The 7,709-nt window shown below is 69.7% G+C and carries 10 protein-coding genes; 9 read left to right on the top strand and 1 reads right to left on the bottom strand.

Annotated features, from left to right (window positions below):
* Positions 1–379 precede the first annotated feature (379 nt).
* The 3 genes from P1J78_RS23480 to P1J78_RS23470 all read left to right on the top strand — a co-directional run bounded on the left by P1J78_RS23480 (position 380) and on the right by P1J78_RS23470 (position 2,040).
* On the top strand, positions 380–733 hold the full coding sequence (locus P1J78_RS23480) for a GFA family protein (protein ID WP_275569813.1): 354 nt from the start codon (positions 380–382) through the stop codon (positions 731–733).
* Positions 734–829: 96 nt separating this feature from the next.
* On the top strand, positions 830–1,645 hold the full coding sequence (locus P1J78_RS23475) for a cyclase family protein (protein WP_275569812.1): 816 nt from the start codon (positions 830–832) through the stop codon (positions 1,643–1,645).
* Entirely contained in the window at positions 1,645–2,040 is a 396-nt protein-coding gene (locus P1J78_RS23470; RefSeq protein WP_275569811.1) for a carboxymuconolactone decarboxylase family protein, read from the top strand. Before P1J78_RS23475 ends, P1J78_RS23470 begins: the two co-directional genes overlap by 1 nt.
* 49 nt (positions 2,041–2,089) lie before the next feature.
* On the opposite strand, the gene P1J78_RS23465 is transcribed toward P1J78_RS23470, so the two are convergent.
* Positions 2,090–2,926 carry a cytochrome C gene (locus P1J78_RS23465; protein ID WP_275569810.1) on the bottom strand — a complete coding sequence of 279 codons (837 nt, stop codon included), beginning with the start codon at positions 2,924–2,926 and terminating at the stop codon, positions 2,090–2,092.
* A 242-nt stretch (positions 2,927–3,168) separates the two neighbouring features.
* Between P1J78_RS23465 and ureC the strand changes: the two genes are divergently transcribed.
* The 6 genes from ureC to ureG all read left to right on the top strand — a co-directional run bounded on the left by ureC (position 3,169) and on the right by ureG (position 7,622).
* Positions 3,169–4,878 carry an urease subunit alpha gene (ureC, locus tag P1J78_RS23460; protein ID WP_275569809.1) on the top strand — a complete coding sequence of 570 codons (1,710 nt, stop codon included), beginning with the start codon at positions 3,169–3,171 and terminating at the stop codon, positions 4,876–4,878.
* Positions 4,879–5,177: 299 nt separating this feature from the next.
* Positions 5,178–5,390, top strand: a complete 213-nt coding sequence (locus P1J78_RS23455) for a DUF1127 domain-containing protein (RefSeq protein ID WP_275569808.1) — start codon at positions 5,178–5,180, stop codon at positions 5,388–5,390.
* Positions 5,391–5,661: 271 nt separating this feature from the next.
* Complete coding sequence (locus P1J78_RS23450) at positions 5,662–5,847, top strand: hypothetical protein (protein WP_275569807.1); 186 nt, start codon at positions 5,662–5,664, stop codon at positions 5,845–5,847.
* 13 nt (positions 5,848–5,860) lie between these two features.
* Positions 5,861–6,391 (top strand): urease accessory protein UreE, encoded by a 531-nt coding sequence (locus P1J78_RS23445; protein WP_275569806.1) that lies wholly within the window; start codon positions 5,861–5,863, stop codon positions 6,389–6,391.
* On the top strand, positions 6,388–7,017 hold the full coding sequence (locus P1J78_RS23440) for an urease accessory protein UreF (protein ID WP_275569805.1): 630 nt from the start codon (positions 6,388–6,390) through the stop codon (positions 7,015–7,017). The genes P1J78_RS23445 and P1J78_RS23440 overlap by 4 nt, the downstream gene beginning before the upstream one ends.
* Positions 7,014–7,622 (top strand): urease accessory protein UreG, encoded by a 609-nt coding sequence (gene ureG / locus P1J78_RS23435; protein WP_275569804.1) that lies wholly within the window; start codon positions 7,014–7,016, stop codon positions 7,620–7,622. Before P1J78_RS23440 ends, ureG begins: the two co-directional genes overlap by 4 nt.
* The last annotated feature ends 87 nt before the right edge of the window (positions 7,623–7,709 follow it).

The following is a 7,709-nucleotide window of genomic DNA, read 5'->3' as shown; positions in this document are numbered from 1 at the left end:
GCGGAACGCCGTGCAGCGCCGCCTCTCGGCGATTGCTCTGCAATCGCCTGTCGGCAGGGCATTTCGTTTCGAAATGCCCGAGAGACCCGCCCCCCGGGGCGGCGCTTCTGGCGAGGACAGTACCAAGTGTCAGACCTACATGCTTATGTCTCCGGCATCGCAAAGTTCGACCGCGCCCCGGCGGGTCGGCGCTGCACGGCGTTCCGCTCGACCGGGGCCGCTATCTGACAATAGCCGAAGAAGTCGTGCCGTGTACTGTGGCGCAGGACGACCGGAGCGAGGCGGGGCCTCCGACCCCGCTTTATGCGGCCTGGGCGCGGTATCTCTACCGCCGCCGGCATGGTCCGCGGGTGAAGATGCTGAGGGAGGGCGTTTTCGCATGACGCAATACACGGGCGGATGCCAATGCGGCGCGGTGCGCTACCGGGTGGAGCTGGACCGTCTGGAGCCTGCCATCGCCTGCAACTGCTCGCGCTGCCAGAAGCTGGGCTCGCTTCTGGCCTTCGCCCCGCGCGAGACGTTCTCGCTGGAGCGCGGCGAGGACGACCTGACCGAGTACACGTTCAACACCGGCACGATCCGGCACATGTTCTGTGCGATCTGCGGGATCGAGAGCTTCGCCTACGGCAGGATGCCCGACGGCACGCCGATGGCGGCGATCAACCTCAACTGCCTCGACGGGGTGGACCCCCGCGCGCTGCAGACGACGCTATACGACGGCCGCTCGGCATGAGGGGCCGGGGCCGCTCGGCATGAGGGGCCGGGGCCGCTCGGCCCGGGCGGCCGCACAACCGCCGCGTCAAGCGGCCCATGACAGGGAGGAAGACCCATGTGCCATGCCTGCGTGATCGACAAGGTGAAGACCGGGATGCTCAGCCGCCGCGATCTGTTCCGGGGCGGCGCCGCCGCCGGGGTGGCGGCGGTGGCCGCGGGGGCGATGTCCGCCCGCCCGGCGCTGGCGCAGTCGTCGGGCAAGGTGGTGGACCTGACCCACGCCTATGACGGCGACTTTCCCACCTTCGACGGCAATCCCGGCATCCTCTACAGCTCGCAATACGACCACGATCCCGACGGCTACAAGATCTGGGAGCTGACGATCTACGAGCATACCGGCACCCATATCGACGCGCCGCTGCACTTCGCCCCCGACGGCGCCTCGGTGGCCGAGCTGGAGCCGGAAAACCTGATGTGCCCGCTCTGCGTCGTCGACATTACCGGCAAGGCCGCCGACGACGCCAACGCCATGGTCGAGGCCGAGGATATCGAGGCCTGGGTGTCGGCCAACGGCGCGATCCCCGAGGGCGCCTGCGTCGCGATGCACTCGGGCTGGGGCGCGAAGGTGGGCGAGGCATCCTTCCGCAACACGCCCGACGGCGCCCTGGCCTTTCCGGGCTTCGCCAAGTCGGCCACCGACATGCTGCTCGACATGGGCGCGGCCTGCATCGGGGTGGACACATTGTCGCTCGACCCCGGCAACTCGGCGGATTTCGCGGTGCATTACTCCTGGCTGCCCGCCGGCCGCTACGGGATCGAGAACCTCGCCAACCTCGACCAACTGCCGGCGACCGGCGCCACGGTGTTCGTGGGGGCGCCCAAGCACAAACAGGGCACCGGCGGGCCGGCCCGCGTTCTGGCGGTGACGTGATGGCGACGGTCCCGCTTCTGTCCGACGACGATCTCGACCCGCGCGCGAAGGCGGTGTTCGACGACATCCGCGCCACCCGCGGCACCGATTTCGTCAACAACTTCTGGCGCGCGCTGGCGCATCAGCCCGAGGTGCTGGAGGCGACGTGGGGCCGGCTGAAACAGGTCATGGGGCCCGGCGCGCTGGACCCCCTGACCAAGGAGATGATCTATGTCGCCGTGTCGGTGGCCAATGGCTGTTCCTACTGCATCCACTCGCACACCGCCTCGGCCAGGGCCAAGGGGATGACGGCGCAGATGCAGGGCGAGCTGCTGGCGGTCATCGGCATGGCGCATGAGACCAACGGCCTGGTCACGGCGCTGCAGGTGCCGGTGGACGAGGAGTTCCAGGCTTAGGGGGGCTTCGGGGGGCGGGGCCGCCTGTCGCGCGGCCCCGCCTCGCGTGTCACTCGGCGTCCGGCAGCGGCGGCAGGTCGCGCAGGTAGAGCACGATGGCGTCCAGATCCTCCGGCGTCATCCGCGCGAGATAGCCGTAGGGCATCGGCGGTTTCATCCGGGTGCCGTCGGGGCGCACGCCCTCGGTGATCATCGCTTCCAGCTCGGCGTCGGAATAGCCCGCGATCCCGTCCTCGTGCGGCGTGATGTTGGCGGCGACCGAGGTGCCCCAGGGGCCGTGGAACTCGAACCCGCCGCGGCCAAGGTCGGTCTCGACCATCGGGCCCTGCGGCCCCATCGGGGTGTGGCATTCCATGCAATGGGCGATGGGCCCGGCCATGTATTCGCCGTACTCGACCGTCACGCCGCGCTCGGGCGCCGTCACGCTCTCGACCGGCGGGCCGTAGGCCGGGGGCAGGGGGATGTTGTAGGTGGACTTGCCGGGGTCGTTCTCGACCTCGGGCAGGGTCCGCAGGAACATCACCACCGACATCAGGTCATCGTCGCCGAGGTTCCGGTAGAAGGTGAAGGGCATCGGCGGGCCGATCACCGAGCCGTCGGGGCGGATGCCTTCGCGGATCGCGCGGGCCAGTTCGGCGTCGCTCCAGCTGCCGGCGGGGCCGTAGGGCGTGATGTTCGGCGCGATGGCGGTGAACATGTCGTTCTTCTCGACCAGCCGGCCGGCCAGTTCCATATCCTGCATCGGGCCGTCGGGGCCCATCGGCGTGTGGCAATTGCCGCAGCCCATGGGGCCGCGCACGAGGTATTCGCCGCGCTCGACGCTGGGCTCGGCCATAGCCGCCCCGGCACCCAGCACGAAGGCCGCGGTGAGTATGTGTTTTGTCATGATAAGTGTCGTCTCCCTGTGCGTCAGGCGCGCGCCCGGTCCGCAGCCGGATGAGTCGCGCGCTTTCCGTAACGCGAGCGTGAGGGTAATCCGGACCCTGCGTCAATTTCAATCTTCGCAGGCTGCCTCTTTGCTGTGCAGCGACAGCGCTTTGCGCGGCGCCGGGGCGCGATGGACTCGACTGTCGCGCCTCTCCCGCCCTAACGTTCGGGCGAACCGAATTGCCCGCCAGAGGAGCCGCCATGCCCGCCCAGATCCCCCGCGCCGCCTATGCCGACATGTACGGCCCCACCACCGGGGACCGGGTGCGGCTGGCCGATACCGAGCTGTTCGTCGAGGTGGAGCGCGACCTGACGCATTACGGCGACGAGGTGAAGTTCGGCGGCGGCAAGGTGATCCGCGACGGCATGGGCCAGTCCCAGGTCACGCGGGCGGACGGCGCCGTGGACACGGTGATCACCAACGCGCTGATCGTCGACGTCACCGGCATCTACAAGGCCGATGTCGGGCTGCGCGACGGGCGCATCGCCGCCATCGGCAAGGCGGGCAATCCCGACACCCAGTCGGGCGTCGACATCGTCATCGGGCCGGGAACCGAGGCGATCGCGGGCGAGGGCAAGATCCTGACGGCCGGCGGCTTCGACGCGCATATTCATTTCATCTGTCCCCAGCAGATCGACGACGCGCTGCATTCCGGGCTGACCACGATGCTGGGCGGCGGCACCGGGCCGGCGACCGGCACCATGGCGACGACCTGCACGCCGGGGCCCTGGCATATCGGGCGGATGCTGCAGAGCTTCGACGCCTTTCCGATGAACCTGGCGCTGGCGGGCAAGGGCAATGCCAGCCAGCCGGCCGCGCTGGTGGAGATGGTCGAGGGCGGCGCCTGCGCGCTGAAGCTGCACGAGGACTGGGGGACCACGCCGGGGGCCATCGACTGCTGCCTGTCGGTGGCCGACGACATGGATGTGCAGGTGATGATCCACACCGACACGCTGAACGAAAGCGGGTTCGTGGAGAACACCGTGGCGGCGATGAAGGGCCGGACGATCCACGCGTTTCACACCGAAGGGGCGGGCGGCGGGCATGCGCCCGACATCATCAAGGTGGTCGAGCAGCAGAACGTGCTGCCCTCCTCGACCAACCCGACGCGGCCGTTCACGGTGAACACGCTGGAAGAGCATCTCGACATGCTGATGGTGTGCCATCACCTCGACAAGGCGATCCCCGAGGACGTGGCCTTTGCGGAGTCGCGCATCCGGCGCGAGACCATCGCCGCCGAGGACATCCTGCACGACATGGGGGCGTTTTCGATCATCGCGTCGGACAGCCAGGCGATGGGCCGGGTGGGCGAGGTGATCATCCGCACCTGGCAGACCGCCGACAAGATGAAGAAACAGCGCGGCCGGCTGCCCGACGAGACCGGCGACAACGACAACGTCCGGGTGAAGCGCTATGTCGCGAAATACACGATCAACCCGGCCATCGCGCACGGCATGTCGGCGCATATCGGCACGGTGGAGCCCGGCAAGCGGGCCGACCTGGTGCTGTGGGATCCGGCCTTCTTCGGGGTGAAGCCCGCGACGGTGCTGATCGGCGGCACCATCGCGGTGGCGCAGATGGGCGACCCCAACGCCTCGATCCCGACGCCGCAGCCGGTCTATACAAGACCGATGTTCGGCGCCTTCGGGCGGTCGGTGGAACGCTCGGCCGTGACCTTCGTCAGCCACGCGGCGAATGCGGGCTGCATCGCGCAGACGCTGGGCCTGGCGAAGGAGACGCTGCCGGTGGAGAACACCCGCAAGATCGGCAAGGCGGACATGGTGATGAACGGCGCGACGCCGGCGATGGAGGTGGACCCCGAGACCTACGAGGTGCGGGCCGACGGCGAGTTGCTGACCTGCGCGCCGGCGGCGGAGCTGCCCCTGGCGCAGCGGTATTTCCTGTTCTGAGCCGCGCCCCCGGAGGCCGCCCCACCCACCCGCCCGCGGCCTCCGGGGGCGCTTGCGCCCGGCATTGAGGGGGTGGTGCGGGGTGGCTCGTGGCGGATGCCTCCGGCGGGAGTATTTTGGGCCAGAAGAAGCGGGGGGTGGTTTTTCTGCGGGGGTGGCCGCGATGGGGTGTCTGTCGGGCGGGCAGGGCTATGAACCGCGTGCATGGCGGGGTTGGGGATATGTGCGTTGTTGCCGCGCTGCGGCGAAACTAGATCGGGGGTGACCGCAAGAAAACCCTGGACCGCACGAGGTTTCCGATGAGCATGATGACCGCCGAGGGCCGCCCCCACACCGACTCGAACGCCGTTGCGCGCCTGCTGCACGCCGTTGCCGCGCCGTTCCGCATGATCGGCGAGGCGCGCGACCGGATGCTCGCCTTCGAGGCGCTCGACCGCAAGACCGACGCGGAGCTGGCGCGCATGGGCCTGCGCCGCGAGGAGATCGCGCGCCGCGTCTTCGGCCTGCGCTGACGCGCGGGCGCGGGGCGCGTGGTCCGCGATCTCCCCTCTCTCTGACGGACGTTCCCGCATCGCCACCCTTGTCTCCGCCCGCGAAAGGTCGGACACTTCGGGGGCGAAAGGAGCGATGCGATGCAGGGGGTTAGGTTTGGTGCGGGCGCGGGTGCGAGCCATGCAGCAGGGGCAAGGCGGGTATCTCCGCGCGCCCCTAGCAAAAGCCGCGCGTCCTGTGCATCTGATGGCCTGTTCTCGAACAGCCCGAAATATGAGCAGGAGCGCTCTCATGACACTCACGACGCCGCGTCGGCGCTCGGCGCTGCGCGCCGGCCTCGGCCATTTCCTTCGCCGGTTCGCCGCCGCCAGCCGCTACGAGCCGCTGTTCGCGCTGACCGACGCGCAGCTGGCCGTGCGCGGCTATTCCCGCGAGGGCCTGACCCGGACCTATTTCGCCGGGCGCGCTTATCCGTAACGGGAGCGGGCCGGTGAGCGCCGCGCTGCCGCGAGCCACGGAGATCCGTCGCGCGCCGCTGGAGGCGGCCGCCGCCGACCGCGTGGTGCTGACCTATGACGGCCGCCTGCTGCGCCGCAGGAAACTGCAGGCGGCGGGCGGTATGGCGTTTCTGGCCGATCTCGCCGCGACCGTCAGCCTGGATCACGGCGATGCCTTCGTGCTGGAGGACGGCCGGCTGATCGCGGTGGAGGCCGCGCCCGAGGCGCTGTTGCAGGTGACCGGCGATCTGCCGCGGCTGGCCTGGCATATCGGCAACCGCCATACCCCCTGCCGGATCGAGCCCGGCCGGCTCTTGATCCAGCGCGATCACGTGCTGGCGCAGATGCTGGAAGGGCTGGGCGCCGAGGTGGCCGAAGTCACCGAGCCGTTCACGCCCGAGGGCGGGGCCTATGGGCACGGGCGGACGATGGGGCATGATCACGGGCCGGTTCATCACCATTCGGCGCACACGCATATCGACGACGACGAAGACGGCGACGATGACGGCGAGGCCCTGGCGTGAGCGACCTGCTGACGCTGGTGCAGTGGCTGTCGCCCGCCTTCCCTGTCGGGTCCTTTGCCTATTCCCACGGAATGGAACAGGCCATCGCCGCGGGCGATGTGACCTCGGCCGACGACCTGGCCGCCTGGCTGGAGGATATCCTGCGGCTCGGCGCCGGTCGGTCGGACGCGATCCTGCTGGCCTGCGCGCTGCGCGGCGAGGCGGAAGACCGGCTGGCGGCGGTCGCCCGGGCGCTGGCCGCCTCCCGCGAACGCTGGGAGGAGACCATGGCGCAGGGCCGGGCCTTTGCCGAGGCCATTACCGGCGCCACCGGCACGCCGATGGACCCGCTGCCCTACCCGGTGGCCGTGGGCGTCGCCGCGCGCCGCCTCGACCTGCCGCCGGCGCAGGTGGCGGCGCAGTACCTGCACGCGGTCGCCTCGAACCTCGTCAGCGCCGCCGTGCGCTTCGTGCCGCTCGGGCAGGCCGAGGGGCAGCGGGTGCTGGCCGGGCTGCACGCGACCGTCGCGGAGATCGCGGACCAGGCGGCAAAGGCCCGCGTGGACGACATAACCGCTTTCGCCCCCCGCGCCGATCTGGCAGCGATGCGGCACGAGACGATGGATGTGAGGATCTTCCGGACATGAGCGGCAACGGCCCCCTGCGCGTCGGCATCGGCGGCCCCGTCGGCGCGGGCAAGACCACCCTGACCGAAGCGCTCTGCCGCGCGTTGACGCCGGATTACTCGGTCGCCGTGATCACCAACGACATCTACACCTCGGAGGATGCCGAGTACCTGATGCGCGCCCAGGCCCTGCCGCTGGAGCGCATCCGCGGGGTGGAGACCGGCGGCTGCCCGCATACCGCGATCCGCGAGGATGCCTCGATCAACCTCGCCGCCGTGGCCGAGCTGCGCGCGGCCTTCGACGATCTCGACGTGATCTTCATCGAGTCGGGGGGCGACAACCTCGCGGCCACCTTCAGCCCGGAACTGGCCGACCTGACGCTCTACGTGATCGACACGGCGGCCGGGCAGGACATCCCGCGCAAGAAGGGGCCGGGGCTGACCCGCTCGGACCTGCTGATCGTCAACAAGACCGACCTGGCGCCGCATGTCGGCGTCGACCTCGGCCAGCTGGAGGCGGATGCGCGCGCCGCGAGGCAGGGCCGGCCCTTTGTCATGGCCGGGGTAAGAACGGGCAGGGGCATCGCCGAAATCGTCGCCTTCCTGAAGGACGAAGGCGGCCTCTGATCGAAAGCTCCCACGACCGGGTCCGGCCCGGCTTGCTTCTTCTCGTTGCAAATACGCTCAGGGGGGTCTGGGGGGATGACATCCCCC

Source organism: Psychromarinibacter sediminicola (assembly GCF_029168335.1).
Lineage (GTDB): Bacteria > Pseudomonadota > Alphaproteobacteria > Rhodobacterales > Rhodobacteraceae > Psychromarinibacter > Psychromarinibacter sediminicola.
Note: the sequence above shows the minus strand (reverse complement) of the source record. Positions and strands in the feature narration are given on the sequence as shown.

What these genes read in the sequence shown, in the direction of transcription:
- P1J78_RS23480 (WP_275569813.1), top strand. Translation starts at nt 380, where the DNA reads ATGACGCAATACACGGGCGGATGCCAATGCGGCGCGGTGCGCTACCGG.
- P1J78_RS23475 (WP_275569812.1), top strand. Translation starts at nt 830, where the DNA reads ATGTGCCATGCCTGCGTGATCGACAAGGTGAAGACCGGGATGCTCAGC.
- P1J78_RS23470 (WP_275569811.1), top strand. Translation starts at nt 1,645, where the DNA reads ATGGCGACGGTCCCGCTTCTGTCCGACGACGATCTCGACCCGCGCGCG.
- P1J78_RS23465 (WP_275569810.1), bottom strand. Translation starts at nt 2,926, where the DNA reads ATGACAAAACACATACTCACCGCGGCCTTCGTGCTGGGTGCCGGGGCG.
- ureC (WP_275569809.1), top strand. Translation starts at nt 3,169, where the DNA reads ATGCCCGCCCAGATCCCCCGCGCCGCCTATGCCGACATGTACGGCCCC.
- P1J78_RS23455 (WP_275569808.1), top strand. Translation starts at nt 5,178, where the DNA reads ATGAGCATGATGACCGCCGAGGGCCGCCCCCACACCGACTCGAACGCC.
- P1J78_RS23450 (WP_275569807.1), top strand. Translation starts at nt 5,662, where the DNA reads ATGACACTCACGACGCCGCGTCGGCGCTCGGCGCTGCGCGCCGGCCTC.
- ureG (WP_275569804.1), top strand. Translation starts at nt 7,014, where the DNA reads ATGAGCGGCAACGGCCCCCTGCGCGTCGGCATCGGCGGCCCCGTCGGC.